We start from the raw sequence: 16,563 nt of genomic DNA on the forward strand, positions 1-16,563 counted from the left end.
CCCGGCGGCCGCCGGGGAGAGGCGCGAACGCGCCATGCCCTTGCGTCTCTCCGCAGCGGCTGTCTGCAAATGCTGCGTCATACCTTATAAAACGTGCGTCGTTATATTTAATGTAAGATTTCCCCTAATGAAGAGATTTCCCCAAAAGCCACAGCGCCGGGAACACGCAAAAATTGATTTGAAAGTGCAGAGAGGACGGTATTTTGCCATGAAAAGTGTCATCAAGGGCGCGGGCTACATTCTGGCCCACACGCCGGACATGGTGCTGCGCAGCGGCACCACCCAGACCACGGAGCGCATCGTCAACCCGGAGAGCGAGTATTTAAAGGCGCTGCCCGCCCACCTGCGCAGCTTTGAGCAGGCCCTGTCCTACTGGCCCAATCAGGTCTACATCGGAAACAAAACCCCTGCGGAGCTTGCCGCCGTGGAGCAGCCGTGGTATGACAAGACCTGCGACGTAAACGGGCGCTTCGGCAAATTCGGACAGATGATGCCGCAGGAGGAGTTTTTCCTGCTGCTGCAAAGCTGCGACGTGTTCGACCTTGTGAAGCTGGACCGGGACTTTGTGGCCGCTCATAAGGCGGACCTTGCCGCAAATCCCCTGATGGATGAGACGATTCTGGCCCGCGTTCGTGACGGAATCGACGGCGCGGAGATTGCCCGTCTGGTGGAGCAGGAGCATTCCGAGGGGTTGTATCACCACGACAAATTGGTTGGCTGCGTAAACCGCGCCCACGACATTGACGGAAACCTCTCCGCCCATGTGATGATGGAAAACTTGGTGTCCAAGGCGTCCTCCGTTTTGGCGCTGCTCACCGCCGTGAAAAACGCGGGGATTGAAAAGTCTCAGGTGGATTACGTCATCGACTGCGCGGAGGAAGCCTGCGGCGACATGAACCAGCGGGGCGGCGGCAACTTTGCCAAGGCTGCCGCGGAAATTGCGGGCCTTTCCGGAGCCACCGGCTCCGACCTGCGCAGCTTCTGCGCCGCCCCCGCCCACGCGATGATCGAGGCCGCTGCTCTGGTGCAGGCCGGGGCATATAAAACTGTGGTGGTTACCGCCGGGGGCTGCACGGCGAAGCTTGGCATGAACGGTAAGGACCACGTGAAAAAGGGTCTGCCCATTCTGGAGGATATGGTGGCGGGTTTTGCCGTGGTGGTCACGGAGAACGACGGCGTGAATCCCGAAATCAATCTGGACTTGCTGGGCCGCCACAGCGTGGGCACCGGCTCCGCACCCCAGGCGGTGATTTCCAGCCTTGTCACTGACCCGTTGGACCGGGCGGGGCTGAAAATTACTGATATCGATAAATACTCCCCTGAGATGCAAAACCCCGACATCACAAAGCCTGCCGGAGCGGGCGACGTGCCCCTTTCCAACTATAAGATGATCGCCGCGCTGGCAGTGAAGCGGGGAGAGCTGGAAAAGGCGGAGCTGGCAAACTTCACGGTGAAGCATGGACTGACTGGCTGGGCGCCCACGCAGGGACACATTCCCTCCGGTGTGCCCTATCTGGGCTTTGCCCGGGAAGAGCTGCTGGCGGGGGACATCAGCCGGGTCATGATTGTGGGCAAGGGCTCGCTGTTCCTTGGGCGCATGACCAATTTGTTCGACGGTGTGTCTTTTGTCGTCCAGAAAAACGCCGGAACGCAGGACGCACAGACCGGCGTAGGCGAGGAGCAGGTACGGGAGATGATCGCCAAGGCGATGAAGGAATTTGCGGCCACATTGCTGGCGCAGGCAGATTGAGCGGGGTGCGGCATGAGTAATCTTCAAAAAATCATCGCCAAAACCTTTTTGGAGATGGCCGAGGGGCTGGAAAGCGGCTCTTACGGGGTTCGTCCCAAAATTGCCCTGACGGGAATGGGCAGTGAGCACGGTGAGGAAAACGCCATGGCCGCCGCCCAAATGGCGGTAAAGCGGGGCGTGGATGTGTACTATATCGGCACGCTGGAGGCTCCCGGCGTTACCACCGTGAAGGTATCAGACGAGGACGAGGGCCACAAAAAAATGGAGCAGCTGGTGGACAGCGGCGCGGTGGACGGGGCTGTGACCATGCACTTCCCGTTCCCCATCGGTGTGTCCACCGTGGGCAGGGTCGTAACGCCCGCCAAGGGCCGTGAAATGTTTGTTGCCACCACCACCGGCACCTCCAGCGCCGACCGGGTGGAGGGCATGATTAAAAACGCGGTCTATGGCATCATTGCCGCCAAGGCCAGCGGCATTGCTGATCCCACCGTTGGCATCCTGAACGTGGACGGTGCGCGCCAGACGGAGACGGCCCTCCGCCAGCTTCAGGCGGACGGGTATTCCTTCCGGTTCGCGGAGTCCGCCCGGTCCGACGGGGGCGCGGTGCTACGGGGGAACGACGTGCTTCAGGGCACGCCGGACGTGCTGGTGACGGACCCGCTGACCGGAAACGTCCTCATTAAAATGCTCTCGGCCTACACCACCGGCGGAAGCTTTGAATCCAGCGGGTACGGGTATGGCCCCGGTATTGGCAAGGGCTATGAAAAGCTGATTTTAATTATTTCCCGTGCTTCCGGTGCGCCGCTGATTGCAAACGCGCTGGAATTTGCCGCCCAGCTTGTGCGGGGCAAGGTATTTGACGTGGCGCGGGAGGAATTTGCCAAAGCGGAAAAGGCTGGGCTGAACAAGCTTTTGGAGGCCCGGAAAACCGCCTGCCTCAAGCCTGCCGCCGAAACGGAGGAGATAAAAGCCCCGCCCTCCGAGCCGGTCACCGCCAGCATCGCGGGCATCGAGGTGATGGACTTGGAGGACGCGGTGCGCGAGCTGTGGAAGGCGGGGATTTACGCCGAGAGCGGCATGGGCTGCACCGGCCCGCTGGTAATGATGAGCGAGGCCAACAGCGAGCGGTCCATGGAACTTCTGAGAAAGGCCGGCTATGTAGGCTGAGGGGGAAGAAAATGAAAGTCAATGACCTGATTGAAAAGTGCGAGAAGGAGTTAAGCTGGGACGATTTGGTGGACCTTGTGGCCAACCACAACCGGCAGGTGGATTTGCTGTTTGCCGAAAAGCAGACCGACGAGGACGGCTATCTCACATGGGATGCGGAAAACTGGACCTCGGTGGACGGCAAGCGGTTCATCCGCAGCTATTCTCTGGAGGGCCGGGCCTTGTCCGACTATTCTGGGTATAACAAATACGACATGAAGGGCTGTTTTCAGCCCGAATCGGCAAAGGAAGTACGGCTGAACTAAAGCCGTACATTAGGGAGGACGGCTGCGTGCCGTCCTCTTTTTTTGCGGGGCGGCAGGTCCGGAAAAAGGCGCGGCGTGAAAAATACTGCGGACCTTGGAATTTTCGGGATACATTTTATATTTTCCCTTGCATGATGGGGAAAAAGCATATATAATACAAGCGATTGTAGATTTATGTCTACCATCCCAGAAAATTGGAAATTCCGGCGGTCCTGCCGGATCGGAGCGAGGTGCGTATATGATCCGTCTAAAGGACGTGGAAATGGAGTATGACAACGGCACGCAGGCCATCCGGGGTATTACACTCACCATTGAGGACGGCGAGTTCATCTTTTTGGTCGGCCCTTCCGGCGCAGGTAAATCCACGATTATCAAGCTGCTTACCGGCGAGGTGGAGCCCACTCGGGGCCGGGTGATGATCAACGGCTTTTCCGTCAGCAACATCACCGACAGGCAATTGCCCCTGATGCGGCGGACGGTGGGCGTGATTTTTCAGGATTTCCGCCTGATTGAGAAGAAAACGGTGTATGACAATCTGGCGTTTGTTATGCGGGCTGTGGGTATGGGGGAGAAGGAGCTGCGCAAGCGGATTCCCTATGTATTGAAGCTGGTGGGGCTGGATGAAAAGGCCTCCCATTTCCCGACGGAGCTTTCCGGCGGCGAGCAGCAGAGGGTTGCCATTGCCCGGGCGCTGGTGAACAATCCCACCACAATTATTGCAGACGAGCCCACCGGCAATCTGGACCCGGACCGGTCGCTGGAGTTGATGCGATTGTTGGTAAAAATTAACACGCTGGGAACCACCGTGGTGGTGGTCACCCACGAAAAGGATCTGGTGGACCGCTTTGAAAAGCGTGTTATCACCATCGACGGCGGCCGTATCATCAACGATTCCGTAGGGCGCTATGTGGGAGGACATATCCATGGGAAGGCATAATTTCCGCTATTTTTTCCACGAGGGCGTTTCCAATATGTTCAGCCATGGATTTATGTCCTTTGCGGCTGTGGGCGTCACCGTGGCCTGCCTTCTGATTATGGGCACGTTTTCTCTGGTGGCGGTGAACGCCAACCAGCAGCTTCGCGATATGGAGCGGGACAACGAAATCCTCGCGTATGTGGACGAGAGCTACACCACCCAGCAGGCCCGAATGCTCCAGAGCAAGATTGAGGCCCAGCCAAACGTGGCCTCCGCCACCTTTATCACGAAGGAAGAAGCCACCAAGAACTTTCAGGAGAAATACACCGACGAATCGGCATTTCAGGACTTGGACCCGGAGATTTTCCGGGACCGCTTCGCCGTGAAAACCGTGGACATCCGGCTGACAGGGGAAACAAAGGCCGCCGTGGAGAAGGTGGAGGGTATCGCGGAGGTCACCGCCTACGAGGAGTTTTCCAACGGGTTGATTACCGTGCGGAACATCGCCACGGTGGTGTGCGTGACGCTGATTGTCATTTTGCTGGTGGTGTCCGTGTTCATCATGTCCAACACCATCAAGCTCACCACCTTTGACCGGCGGGAGGAAATCGCCATCATGCGCATGGTGGGCGCCACCAACGGCTTTATCCGCTGGCCATTTGTGTATGAGGGCTTTATGTTGGGCGTCACCGGCGCGGTGGCGGCGTTCCTGCTGCAATGGACGCTGTATGAGGCGGTGGCCCGGGGAGTTGAAAGCAGCGATACGCTCCAGCTCATCAATGTGATGAGCTTTGGGGAGCTGTGGCTCCCTGTGGCGGCGACGTTTTTGGTGGCCGGAATCCTTGTGGGCGTCGGGGGAAGCCTGTCCGCCATCCGGCGGTTTTTGCAGGTGTAAACCGTGTCTTACGAAACATGCGGGAGGGTGGAACATTTATGAGACGGATGAAGCGCCTTACGGCGGGATTGATGGCTTTTTTGGTAATCTGCACTGCGGTGATGCTGCCCCAGCCTGCGGCCGCCGTGAAGCAGGCGGATATCGATGCGCTGAAAAGCAGCGCCACCGATTTGAACAAGCAGAAAAAGGAGCTGAAAGAAAAGCTTTCGGCCCTGTCCAGCGACAAGGCGCAGGTCATGAAGAAGAAGGAGCTGCTGGATCAGCAAATCGCCGTGCAGGTAAAGGAAATCAGTAACGTGGAGACGCAGATTTCCACCTATGCCGACCTCATTACCCAGACGCAGGCGGAGCTGGCCGATGCGCAGGAGCGGGAAGCGGCCCAGTACGAGCTGTTTTGCCGCCGGGTGCGGGCCATGGAGGAGGGAGGAACCGTCAGCTATTGGTCCGTTCTCTTCAAGGCCGACAATCTTACCGACCTTTTAGACCGGCTGAACGCGGTGAATGAGATTATGTACGCGGATCAGGCGGTGATTGACCAGCTCAAGGCCCTTCAGGATGAGATTGCCCAGAAGGAGGCCCAGCTTACCGCGTCCAAGGCGGATGCAGAGGCTGCAAAGAAAGAGCTTGTGGCCAAGAAATCCGAGCTGGAGGCCCAGCGCTCAGAGGCCAATGATCTGATTCGCCAGCTTGCCAGCGACCAGAACGAGACGGAGGCTGAGATCGACGGCCTTGCCGAGGAGCAGGAGGCCATCCAGAAGGAAATTCAGGAGCTGAGCCGCAAGCTTGCGGCGGAGCAGGCCGCCGCCAACGGCGGAACGCCCTCCAACGCAGCCCTTGGAGGGTATATCTGGCCGGTGGACAGCCGATATATCACCTCCACCTTCGGCGGACGCTCGTCTCCCGGGGGAATCGGTTCCACAAACCACAAGGGAATTGACATCGGACGGGTGGGCTATACCACCACCATCCACGCCGCCAAGGCGGGCACCGTAATTGTGGCCCAGCGCTCCAGCTCCTACGGCAATTACGTGGTCATTTCCCACGGCGGAGGCAATACCACCCTGTATGCCCATATGAGCAGCCTTGGAACCACCGCCGGGTCCTATGTGAATCAGGGGGATTCCATCGGCGTCACCGGGTCCACCGGCAACTCCACCGGGCCCCATCTCCACTTCGAGATTTCGGAAAATGGCGTGCGCATCAATCCCCTGAATTATCTCACCGGTTATTCGCTCTCCCGTTGATTTCTCAGCATAAGAAGCCCTCCTGTCCCATAGAAATGGGACGGGAGGGCTTTTGCGCTTGCCGAAGCGATTTGCTCCGGCACAAAAGGGCCGCTCCGAGATTCCCACGGGAGGGCAGGGAGGTTGACATGATTGGATTTGTGGCATGGACGGAGGAAAAAGCGCCCCGCCGGGCGGGCGAATCTGCGATTTTACGAATGCGGTTTCTGGAGGTGCGGCTGCTCCGCCGGAAAAATACTCCGGCCGCTGTTTTGCGCCGCAGGGCGGCGGGGGCCGCGAAAAAGCTTCAAAAAGTGGGCGTTACCCGTGCGGTATTTCCGGAGGCGTTTCCCTATGAGGCGATTTTTGCGAAATATGGCGTGTTTCCCGTGGAGGTGATGCGCCTGTACCGCAGCATCGCGGGAGAATGGCTTCGCGCGGAGCTTGCAAACCGGGGGATTTCCGGGGCAACCAGAGTGGCGGTGTGTGCCGATCATCTTACGGGAGAGCTGGTGCGGGCGGTGACGGAGCTGTGCCTGCGGTATCGCTATGTGCTGCTGGACATTCCCGACGGAGGGGAAGAACTGGCCCGTCAGCTTCGGCGGGAATTTGGCGTGTCACTGCTGCTGCGGCCCGCCACTGCACAGGTGGAAGCGGCGGAAGCGCTGCTGCTGTTTGCCCCCAGACCGGAGCTGCACTGCGCCGTGACACTTCCGCTGTACGACGGTGCGCCCATTCCCGCTCACGTAGCTTTGAACGTCCCCGTTCAGGAGGAACGGACGCCGCATGACTGCCGCAGGGACCAGTTGTTTGCCGCGTTATGCTCTGCCGGCGCGCTGCGCGCGGAGCAGATTGAGGTGCGGGTAAGCTGACCGTCCGCCCGGTTGGAGCAGGAGCGCGCGCCAACCGGGCGAGGCCCGTTTTACTTTGGTGCAGACGGGATTTTTCCGGGCTTTTCAAGGGCGTTAGAGCGGCAAAAAACCCCGTTTTGGCGCAAAATCGTTGACTTGAATTGTTTGACGGCGTATGATATACTCACTTTCACATCAAAATCCGGGGCCTACCTATTTAATGTATCGGCTTCCCGTTTTGAAATTTGAGGAAGGGGAGCGGGGCCGTGGAGCAAATTTCAAGCAGAAAAAATCCCCTTTGCCTGAAGCTGAAAAAGCTGGCGGCGGACGGAGGCTTTCGCCGAGAGACAGGCCTCTTCCTCTGCGACAGTCCAAAGCTTGTAGAGGAGGCCCTCCGCTGGGCGGGCGAGACGGTGGACACCGTGGTGACCACGCCGGGGCGGGCCTTGGAAGGTTTGCCGCCCTCTGTCAGGACGGTGGAGGTGACGGAGGACGTGATGGAAGCCGTCGCCCCCAGCAAAACGCCGCAGGGCGTTCTGGCCATTTGTCGGATGCGGGAGACGGCCTTGCCTGAAACGCTTTCCGGCAGCCGATACGTGGTGCTGGACGGAGTGCAGGACCCCGGCAACGTGGGCACCATTCTCCGCACGGCGGATGCATTTTGGGCGGACGGGCTGTTTCTGGTGAACGGCTGCGCCGACCTCTATCATCCCAAAACCCTGCGCGCCGGAATGGGCGCGGCGTTCCGCTGTCCTGTGTGGACCTGTGGTGCGGCGGAGGTTGCCTCCTTGCTGAAAAAAAGCGGCATTCCGCTGTATGGCGCGGCGCTGCAATCGGACACGCGGGATATCCGCGAGTTGGACTACGCCCCCGCCGCTGCCGCCATCGGCAGCGAGGGCCGGGGCCTTTCTCAGGAACTGCTTGCTCTTTGCACCGCCACGGTGAAAATCCCCATGAATGAGCGCTGTGAATCCCTGAACGCGGCGGCGGCCGCCGCCGCGCTGCTGTGGGAGATGGCCCGGAGCCGGGGATAGAGGAGGGACGAACATGTCCATGCTGAAATACTGGGTCTGGCTCTCCCGGCTGGAGGGTGTTGGCAGCCAGACGAAGCTCTCGCTGCTGGAGCGCTTTCCCACGCCGGAGGATATTTATTATGCCGACCGGGATGAGCTGCTGCTCACCGAGGGCATTACCCTCCGTGAGGCTGAGACTTTGGGGCGGAAGGATTTGTCTGATGCAGACCGGATTCTGGCGGACTGTGAGCGGCTGGGCCTGCATTTGCTGACGCTTCATGACGCGGCCTATCCCGTCCGTCTGCGCAGTATTTACGACCCGCCCTGTCTTTTGTACATTCGGGGCAGGCTTCCCGCAGTGGACGAGCTGCCTGCCGTCGCCGTGGTGGGGACGCGGAAGGCTTCACCTTACGGTATCCGCTGCGCGGAGGATTTGTCCTTCGGTCTTGCGGAGGCCGGAGCGGTGGTGGTGACGGGCCTGGCCCGGGGCATCGACTCCGTGGCCGCGCAGGGCGCTCTCCGGGCGGGCGGCGCGGTGATCGGCGTGCTGGGCGGCGGAATCGACGTGATTTACCCAAGGGAAAACGGCTGGCTATATGACGATGTGGCCGCCGCCGGTTGCCTTATTTCCGAGTATCCGCCGGGTTCGGAGACGCTGCCCGGTCATTTTCCCGTCCGCAATCGCATGATCTCCGGCCTGAGCGTAGCAGCGCTGGTGGTGGAGGCCCCGCTTCGCAGCGGTGCGCTGATTACCGCAGGGATGGCGCTGGATCAGGGGCGGGACGTGTTTGCCGTCCCCGGTCCCATTTACGCGGAAAACAGCAAAGGCTGCAACCGCCTGATTCGGGATGGAGCCATGGTGGCGGCGGAGCCGTGGGATATTCTTCGGGAGTATGAGGCGCTGTTTCCGGGTAAACTGCGCGGGCAGGCCCGCGTTGTACCGCCCAGCCCTGAAAAGCAGCCGGGACAACCTGTGGAGGCTGCGACGCCCGCATTGCCCGTCCTTTCCGTCAAAGACGCGGGGCTGACCGACGATCAGATGATGATTTTGCAGACGCTGACGGAGGAGCCCATGGCGGTGGACGATTTGGCGGAGCTGACAGTGCTGCCCGTGCGGCGGGTGCTCTCAGCCCTGACCATGCTGGAAATCGACCAATTTGTAACCCAGCGGGACGGCAAGCGGTATGTCCGCGCCGTGACGCTGACCCCGTAAATTTTTGATTATCACTCAACCCCCGCAAAGTTTTGGAGGTAGCTATGGCAAAGCAGAGCCTGGTCATCGTGGAATCTCCCGCGAAGGCCAAGACCATTGAAAAATATCTGGGAAAGGATTTCCGTGTGAAGGCCTCTATGGGTCATCTGCGGGACCTGCCCAAGAGCACGCTGGGCGTGGACGTGGAGCGGGATTTTGACCCGGTGTATCAGCCCATCAAGGGCAAGGAGGACATCATCGGGGACCTTAAAAAGTCCGCCAAGTCCGCCGACACCGTGTATCTCGCAACCGACCCCGACCGGGAGGGCGAAGCGATTTCCTGGCACTTAAAGCAGCTTTTGAACCTGCCGGATGAAAAGACCCGCCGGGTGACCTTTAACGAGATTACCAAAAAGGTGGTGCAGGAGTCCATTCAGCGGCCCCGGGACATCGACCAGAATCTGGTGGACGCTCAGCAGGCCCGGCGTATTCTGGACCGCATCGTGGGCTATCAGCTCAGCCCCCTTTTATGGAAGAAAATCCGCCGGGGTCTTTCCGCCGGGCGGGTCCAGTCCGTGGCAACCCGGATGGTGGACGACCGTGAACGGGAAATCGAGGCTTTTCAGCCCGAGGAATACTGGACACTGGACGCATTTTTACGCACCGACGACGGGAAGAAGACCGAATTTACCGCCCATTATCACGGCAGAGACGGCAAAAAAGTGGAACTGAAATCCGCGGATGAAGTAGAGTCCGTGGTGGAGGAGACGAAGAACCAGGCCTTCGCGGTCAAGTCCGTGAAGCGGACGGATAAGCAGCGCAGCCCCTCTCCGCCGTTTACCACCTCCACCCTCCAACAGGATGCGTCCCGGAAACTGAGCATGACGCCCCGGCGCACCATGGCCATTGCCCAGCAACTCTACGAGGGCGTGGACATCGCGGGCGAGGGCGCAGTGGGCCTCATCACGTATATGAGAACCGACTCTCTGCGTATCAGCGAGGAAGCGCAGGCAGCCGCCAAGAGCTTCATTCTCAGTCGGTACGGAAAAGAATACTACCCCGCGCAGGTTCGCCACTATAAGGCCAAGGCCAACGCACAGGACGCCCATGAAGCCATCCGTCCCAGTAGCGTGGAGCTGACGCCGGAGCAGGTAAAGGGCGACCTCACCGGGGAGCAGTATCGGCTGTACAAGCTGATTTGGAGCCGCTTTTTGGCAAGCCAGATGGAAAACGCCGTGTACGACAGCGTGTCTGTGGACATCGCCGCCGGGGAGCACATTTTCCGTGCCACCGCCTCGGGCCTGAAATTTGCGGGCTATACCGCCGTTTACGAAGAGGGTAAGGACGAGGAGAAGGAAGAAAAGGAATCTCCCCTGCCTGCCCTGCGGGAGGGAGAGGCATTGGGCCTGAAGGAGTTCCGCAGGGACCAGCACTTCACCCAGCCCCCCGCCCACTATACCGACGCAACGCTGATTCGCGCCATGGAAGAGCAGGGCATTGGCCGCCCCTCCACCTATGCGCCCACTGTTTCCACCATTCTCGACCGGGAATATGTGGTGAAAGAGGGCAAATACCTCAAAATCACCAACCTTGGCCGGGTGGTGACGGATTTGATGAAGCAGCGCTTTTCCGACATCGCGGATTTGCAGTTTACCGCCCACATGGAGCGGAAGCTGGACTCCGTGGAAGAAGGGAAGACCCCGTGGAAGGGCGTTTTGCGGGAATTTTACGGGGACTTTGCAAAGAGCCTGCAAGACGCGGAGACGGCTCTGGAGGGAACCCGTATCAAGGTGCCCGATGAGGTGAGCGAAGAAATCTGCCCGGAGTGCGGGCGGAATCTGGTGGTAAAGTCCGGGCGGTTCGGGCGCTTTTTGGCCTGCCCGGGCTATCCCGATTGCAGCTTTACCATGCCGCTGGTGGTGGTGATGCCGGGCCGCTGCCCCAAGTGCGGCGGGCGGATTATGAAGCGCAGCGGCGTGAGCAAAAAGTCGGGCAAGCAGTATAATTACTATTGCTGTGAGCACCGCAGCGCCAAGGACGAGGCCGCCAAGTGCGACTTTATGACCTGGGACGTGCCGGTGAAGGATGACTGTCCCGTGTGCGGCCAGACCATGTTCAAGCGGTCCGGACGGGGCTATAAGCGGCCCTACTGCGTCAATCCTGCCTGCTCCAATTTTCTGCCCGAGGACCAGAGGGGCTATCCCAAGAAAACCGCCGATGAGGGCGGCGAGCAAGCCGGGGAAGCCGGGGGTGCGGAAAAGAAACCTGCCGCGAAGAAACCGGCTGCAAAGGCAGCTGCCAAAAAGCCCGCGGCAAGGAAGACGGCAGCGAAGAAAACAACCGCCAAAAAGACGGTGGACGGGACTGCCGCGGCCAAAAAGAAGGCCCCGGTGAAAACCGTCAAAAAGTCTGTTGATCAGGCCGCTGAGGCGGAGGAGACGGCTATGAAAAAAGCGGCGGTGAAAAAACCCGCTACCAAGAAAGCGGCAGCAAAGAAACCGGCTGCAAAGGCAACGGCGAAAAAACCCGCCGGGAAAAAAGCCGTCTCGGACGAAGAAATCTGATTTGCCCCGCGCCTTATCGGCGCGAAGCGCCCCACGCGGGGGCCGGGCATGCGAAAGGACACACGTATGAACGTATCGGTCATCGGAGCGGGCCTTGCCGGAAGCGAAGCCGCCTGGCAGCTGGCCCGCCGGGGCGCCCATGTGACGCTTTTGGAGATGAAGCCGCAAAAGAAAAATCCCGCCCATGTGACGGACGATTTCGCGGAGCTGTGCTGCTCCAATTCTCTGCGCAGTGACCAGTTGGAAAACGCCGCCGGCCTTTTGAAGGAAGAGCTGCGTCGACTGGGGTCGCTGGTGATTGCCTGCGCCGACGAAACCCGGGTGGAGGCAGGCGGGGCGCTGGCGGTGGACCGTCAGGGCTTTTCCGCGCTGGTGACAGAGCGGATTAAAGCCTGCCCCAATATCACCGTGATTCCCGGCGAGGTAACGGAGCTGCCTGAGGGTGAGGTGCTGGTTGCCTCCGGTCCCCTGACATCGGACGCGCTGGCAGAGCGCCTGCAAGTGCTTCTGGGCACGGACACCGCTCTGCATTTTTACGACGCCGCCGCGCCGCTGATTGCAGCGGACAGTGTGGATATGGACCATGCGTGGCTGGGGTCCCGGTATGGGAAGGGCTCTGCGGACTATGTTAACTGCCCCATGAATAAGGAGGAGTACGACGCGTTCTGGCAGGCTCTTACCGCCGCCGAGGAGGCGCCAGTCCACGGATTTGAGGACCAAAAAGTATTTGAGGGGTGCATGCCCGTGGAAGTTATGGCCCGCCGGGGGCACGACACGCTGCTCTACGGGCCGCTGAAACCCCGGGGACTGGACGATCCTCGCACCGGGCGTTGGCCCTACGCGGTGGTGCAGCTGCGCCGTGACAATGCCGACGGCAGCGTCTATAATCTGGTGGGCTTCCAGACCCATTTGAAATTTCCGGAGCAGAAGCGGGTGTTTTCCATGATTCCCGCCTTGCATCGCGCGGAGTTTTTGCGCTATGGCGTGATGCACCGCAATACATTCTTGGACTCGCCCCGGCTGCTGGACCGCTATTACCGGCTGAAAAAGGAACCCCGCGTTACATTTGCCGGACAGATGACCGGCGTGGAGGGCTATGTGGAGTCCTGTGCCAGCGGGTATCTGGCGGCGGTGGAGCTGACGCGCCGCTTGCGGGGACTGCCGCCGTTGGACTTTCCCCGGGAAACCGCCATTGGTGCGCTGGGGCTGTATGTCTGCGACCAGTCAGTGGTCCGGTTCCAGCCAATGAACGTCAACTTCGGGATTATGCCGCCCTTGGATCACCGGGTCAAGGGGAAACGAGATAAAAACACAGAGATTTCCCTCCGGTCGCTGCATATCATAGACGACCTGCGGGAAGAGGCGCTTCGTTAGAGAGATTTTGCGCCCGCGGGCGCGGCGAAAGGGATGGCTGCATGAAAATCATCGTGGATGCAATGGGCGGGGACAATGCCCCGGTTGAAATTGTGAAGGGTGCGCTGGCGGCCCACAAGGCTTACGGCACGGAAATCGTGCTGGTGGGCCGGGCGGCGCAGGTGCTGGGGGCCGTGGAAGGCTGCGGCGAGAAGAACCTGCCCGCCGGCGTGCAGATCAAGGACGCGTCGGAGGTGGTGGAAATCGCCGACGACCCCGCCACGGCATTTAAAAAGAAAAAGGACTCGTCCCTCACCGTGGGCCTGAACATGCTGAAGGAGGGCCTGGGAGACGGGTTTGTCTCCGCCGGGTCCACTGGGGCGCTGCTGGCCGGGGCGACGCTTGTGGTGAAGCGCATCCGGGGCGTGCGCCGGGCGGCACTTTGCCCGCAAATCCCCGTGCTGGGGGGAAAGGCCGTGCTGTGCGACGCGGGGGCCAACGCGGAGTGCACCCCGGAGTATCTGCTTCAATTTGCATTCCTCGGCAGCCTGTATGCCCAAAAGGTCATGGGCATGGAGCGCCCCCGGGTGGGGCTTCTGAACATTGGCGCCGAGAGCGAAAAGGGCGATTCTCTGCGCCATGAAACCTATACCGTGCTGGAGGAGGCGGGCCGTGGGGGCCTTCTGCACTTCATCGGGAATATTGAAGCGTCCGACGCCATGCTGGGCGGGGCGGATGTGATTGTGGCGGACGGCTTCACCGGAAACGTGATGCTCAAATCCCTGGAGGGGACGGCGAAGCTCATGTCCAAGGAGCTGAAAGGTCTGTTTTTGTCCGGGACGAAGACAAAGCTGGCCGCGCTTTTGATGAAGGATAAGATGGCGGAATTCAAGCGGATGATGGACCCCGGCGAGGTGGGCGGAACGCCGTTCCTCGGCATTACCAAGCCGGTGATCAAGGCCCACGGCGGGTCCGACGCGCGGGCAATTCAAAACGCGGTGCGCCGCGCGGCGGAATTTGCCGCAAGCGGGTTTATCGCCGATGTTGAGGCCAATGTCGCGCAGATGCAGATGGATATGGCGGAAAAAATCTGATACCCTATTGACAGATATGCGGCGCTGCCGTATGATTACTCCAACAATTGTGACCTGAGGAGTGACTGGTATGTCGAATGAAGAGGTATTTCAGACAATGCGTGATCTGGTGGCCGAGCAATTTGCCAAAGAGGCCGACGAGGTAAGCATGGAGACTTCCTTTGAGGAGGATCTGGGCGCGGATTCCGTGGACCTGGTGGAGCTGGTGATGGCCATGGAAGAGGCGTTTGACGTGGGCGAAATTCAGGAGGACGATCTGAGCGAGCTGAAAACCGTGGGGGATGCTGTCCGCTATATCGCCGCAAAACTGAACAGATAAAAGAGGAAACCCCGCCCGGAGCGGGGTTTCCTTTTGGGAGAGAGTGGGTGCGCTTATATGAAGGAATTGGAAAAAAAACTGAATTACACCTTTCGGGCCCCGCCGCTGCTGGAGGAGGCGCTGACCCACAGCTCCTACGCCAACGAGCACCGGGGCCGGAAGATGAACAGCAACGAGCGGCTGGAGTTTCTGGGCGACTCGGTGCTGGGCTTTGTGACGGCGGAGTTTCTGTTTTTGCAGCATCCTGACCTGCCGGAGGGGGACCTGACCCGCATCCGGGCGGCCCTTGTGTGCGAGCAGAGCCTGTACGAGGTGGCGGGGAAGCTGGGGCTGGGCCGTTATCTGCGGCTGGGAAAGGGAGAGGAAGCCGGAGGGGGCCGGGAGCGGACCTCTATCTTGGCGGACGCCACCGAGGCGGTGTTTGCCGCCGTGTATCTGGACGGTGGGATTCAGGCGGCCTCCGCGCTGATTCACAGGTGCCTCCTGGACGCCGAGCGGGAGGAGGCCGTGGAGGAGCGGCGGCGCGACTTTAAGACGGAGCTTCAGGAGCTGATTCAGCGCAAGCCGGACCAGACCCTTGTCTACCGGATGGTGGCCGAGCGCGGCCCGGACCACGATAAGACCTTTGTGGCAGAGGTGCTGCTCAACGGCGCTGTGGCGGGCGAGGGCGGCGGCCACAGCAAGAAGGAGGCGGAACAGTCCGCCGCCCGGGCCGCTTTAGAGAAGCTTTAAGAAGTCAGACTTTTGAAAACTGCGCAAAGAGCATACGGGGCGGCGGGGCAACCCGCCGCCCCGGCTTGCCCGAGGCGCCCGGCATGGGCTTGAAAGCGTTTACAGAGGGGGTTGGAAGGGGAGGCAGAGAAGCGCCGAAGAAATTATCCCCGGATTTCCCGGATGCGTCTGTCCAGACAGGGCGCAAATATGACTGGAATTTTTCGGACCAGCGTGGTATACTTATAATTCCAAATAGGGTTTCCGGCGGCGTTGAAAAGCGGCGCGCCTGAGAGCCGCCCTCCCGCGGGCAGCGCGGGAATCAGAAAGAAACGTTTCCATACATAGAAGGAGAGTGAGCTTTTGTCACTGCTGACATCTGTCGTCCTGGGGCTGATTCAGGGCGTGTCGGAATTTCTGCCCATATCCAGCTCCGGCCATCTGGCCATCGCGGAATATTTGCTGGGAGAGGCGGGCATCGGAACCCCACCGGACTTTTTTGACGTGCTGCTGCATTTAGGCACGCTGGCCGCTGTGTTCGCGGCCTATTGGGAAGAGATCAAGGCCATGGTGAGGGAGCTGTTCCTCGGAGTGGGGGATTTGGTCCACCGTACCACGCCCACGCCACTGCCCCCCGCCCGGCGGATGATTTTCCTGATTATCGTGGGAACCCTTCCACTGTTTGCGGTGCTTCCCCTGAAGGATTGGATTGAGGGCCTGTCGGACAATATCTACGTTGTGGCGGGGGCCCTGCTTGTCACGGGCTGTCTGCTGTTTGCCAGCGACAGGGTGCGCCGGGGGCGCAAGGCGGAGCGCAGTGCCACCATGCTGGATGTGCTGCTGGTGGGCATTGCACAGGCTGTGGCTACCTGCCCGGGACTTTCCCGCTCCGGAACCACCATTTCCGCAGGGTGCTGTCTGGGCTTTGAGCGGAAGTTTGCCGTGCGGTATTCCTTCCTGATGTCCATTCCCGCCGTTCTGGGGGCCAATATCCTGACGTTGCGGGACGCGGTGAAGACCGGCGTTGTCTGGGCCGAGGTGCCGGTATATCTGGCGGGTGTTTTGGTTGCGGCTCTGGTGGGATACGCCTGCATCCGCCTGCTGAAAATGATTGCGGATAAGGGCAAATTCGGATGGTTCGCGTATTATTGCTGGGCGGCTGGCCTTTTGACGCTGATTTTTGTGTTTGTCAACAACGCCACTGCCTGAT

General features: G+C 60.1%; 15 protein-coding genes. All 15 read left to right on the forward strand.

Going from position 1 to position 16,563, the window contains the following annotated elements; genetic code table 11:
- Positions 1-208: 208 nt before the first annotated feature.
- Positions 209-1,750: a glycine/sarcosine/betaine reductase complex component C subunit beta gene (gene grdC / locus ABVS15_RS11310; RefSeq protein ID WP_369283786.1), complete on the forward strand. Its 1,542-nt coding sequence runs from the start codon at positions 209-211 to the stop codon at positions 1,748-1,750.
- A gap of 12 nt (positions 1,751-1,762) precedes the next feature.
- Positions 1,763-2,917, forward strand: a complete 1,155-nt coding sequence (grdD, locus tag ABVS15_RS11315; RefSeq protein WP_369283787.1) for a glycine/sarcosine/betaine reductase complex component C subunit alpha — start codon at positions 1,763-1,765, stop codon at positions 2,915-2,917.
- Between the two features lie 11 nt (positions 2,918-2,928).
- Positions 2,929-3,222: a hypothetical protein gene (locus ABVS15_RS11320; RefSeq protein WP_293009222.1), complete on the forward strand. Its 294-nt coding sequence runs from the start codon at positions 2,929-2,931 to the stop codon at positions 3,220-3,222.
- 238 nt (positions 3,223-3,460) lie between these two features.
- On the forward strand, positions 3,461-4,159 hold the full coding sequence (gene ftsE / locus ABVS15_RS11325; protein ID WP_369283788.1) for a cell division ATP-binding protein FtsE: 699 nt from the start codon (positions 3,461-3,463) through the stop codon (positions 4,157-4,159).
- A complete protein-coding gene (ftsX, locus tag ABVS15_RS11330) occupies positions 4,146-5,033 on the forward strand; it encodes a permease-like cell division protein FtsX (RefSeq protein WP_369283789.1) in 888 nt (295 codons plus the stop codon). The genes ftsE and ftsX overlap by 14 nt, the downstream gene beginning before the upstream one ends.
- A 38-nt stretch (positions 5,034-5,071) precedes the next feature.
- On the forward strand, positions 5,072-6,277 hold the full coding sequence (locus ABVS15_RS11335; protein WP_369283790.1) for a murein hydrolase activator EnvC: 1,206 nt from the start codon (positions 5,072-5,074) through the stop codon (positions 6,275-6,277).
- 128 nt (positions 6,278-6,405) lie between these two features.
- A complete protein-coding gene (locus tag ABVS15_RS11340; protein ID WP_369283791.1) occupies positions 6,406-7,128 on the forward strand; it encodes a hypothetical protein in 723 nt (240 codons plus the stop codon).
- Positions 7,129-7,373: 245 nt separating this feature from the next.
- A complete protein-coding gene (locus tag ABVS15_RS11345; protein WP_369283792.1) occupies positions 7,374-8,141 on the forward strand; it encodes a TrmH family RNA methyltransferase in 768 nt (255 codons plus the stop codon).
- 13 nt (positions 8,142-8,154) lie between these two features.
- Positions 8,155-9,333, forward strand: coding sequence for a DNA-processing protein DprA (gene dprA / locus ABVS15_RS11350; protein WP_369283793.1), 1,179 nt, complete (start codon positions 8,155-8,157; stop codon positions 9,331-9,333).
- Between the two features lie 44 nt (positions 9,334-9,377).
- On the forward strand, positions 9,378-11,876 hold the full coding sequence (gene topA, locus ABVS15_RS11355) for a type I DNA topoisomerase (protein WP_369283794.1): 2,499 nt from the start codon (positions 9,378-9,380) through the stop codon (positions 11,874-11,876).
- Between the two features lie 66 nt (positions 11,877-11,942).
- Positions 11,943-13,250, forward strand: coding sequence for a methylenetetrahydrofolate--tRNA-(uracil(54)-C(5))-methyltransferase (FADH(2)-oxidizing) TrmFO (gene trmFO, locus ABVS15_RS11360; protein ID WP_369283925.1), 1,308 nt, complete (start codon positions 11,943-11,945; stop codon positions 13,248-13,250).
- 41 nt (positions 13,251-13,291) lie between these two features.
- Positions 13,292-14,323, forward strand: coding sequence for a phosphate acyltransferase PlsX (gene plsX, locus ABVS15_RS11365; RefSeq protein ID WP_369283795.1), 1,032 nt, complete (start codon positions 13,292-13,294; stop codon positions 14,321-14,323).
- 70 nt (positions 14,324-14,393) lie between these two features.
- Positions 14,394-14,642, forward strand: a complete 249-nt coding sequence (gene acpP / locus ABVS15_RS11370; protein ID WP_293009202.1) for an acyl carrier protein — start codon at positions 14,394-14,396, stop codon at positions 14,640-14,642.
- Between the two features lie 57 nt (positions 14,643-14,699).
- Positions 14,700-15,374 carry a ribonuclease III gene (gene rnc, locus ABVS15_RS11375; protein WP_369283796.1) on the forward strand — a complete coding sequence of 225 codons (675 nt, stop codon included), beginning with the start codon at positions 14,700-14,702 and terminating at the stop codon, positions 15,372-15,374.
- A gap of 342 nt (positions 15,375-15,716) precedes the next feature.
- Positions 15,717-16,562 (forward strand): undecaprenyl-diphosphate phosphatase, encoded by an 846-nt coding sequence (locus tag ABVS15_RS11380; protein WP_369283797.1) that lies wholly within the window; start codon positions 15,717-15,719, stop codon positions 16,560-16,562.
- The last annotated feature ends 1 nt before the right edge of the window (position 16,563 follow it).

The organism is Oscillibacter sp. GMB15532, from assembly GCF_041020825.1.
Taxonomy (GTDB): domain Bacteria; phylum Bacillota; class Clostridia; order Oscillospirales; family Oscillospiraceae; genus Oscillibacter.